This window comes from Vibrio sp. 1402 (assembly GCF_033340275.1).
The window spans coordinates 1-503 of sequence record NZ_JAWOWE010000789.1; the positions used below are offsets into that span (position 1 = coordinate 1).

Sequence of the window (503 nt, forward strand, 5' to 3'; positions counted from 1 at the left end):
CATCCCTTGACCTTCTTTGCCGACTGGAAAGGCACCGGCACGCCCGTCACTCACATCGCTTCCCGCAATGGCCAGATCATGACTGTGTCCCTTTATGACTCGGGCAGTAATTACAACTGTTGCATCGCGGCGCAATCAGGGTCGGGTAAGTCATTCCTGGTGAACGAAATCATCTCCTCCTACTTATCAGAAGGCGGGCAATGCTGGGTGATTGATGTTGGCCGCTCTTATGAAAAGCTGTGTGAAGTCTATGACGGTGAGTTCTTACAGTTCGGGCGAGACAGTGGCATTTGCTTAAATCCGTTTGAAATCGTTGAGGACTATGACGAAGAAGCGGATGTGTTGGTTGGGTTATTGGCCGCAATGGCCGCACCTACGCAGTCATTAACTGATTTTCAGATGGCCAACCTAAAGCGTCAGACCCGTGAACTGTGGGAGAAAAAAGGTCGTGCCATGTTGGTTGATGATGTGGCTGAGGCCTTAAAAAATCATGAAGACCGTCG

Annotated in this window: 1 pseudogene; it reads left to right on the top strand. The window is 50.3% G+C overall.

What is annotated here, in order from left to right:
* A pseudogene (locus tag R7044_RS28510) lies at positions 1-503 on the top strand (type IV secretion system protein TraC); the annotation flags it as partial.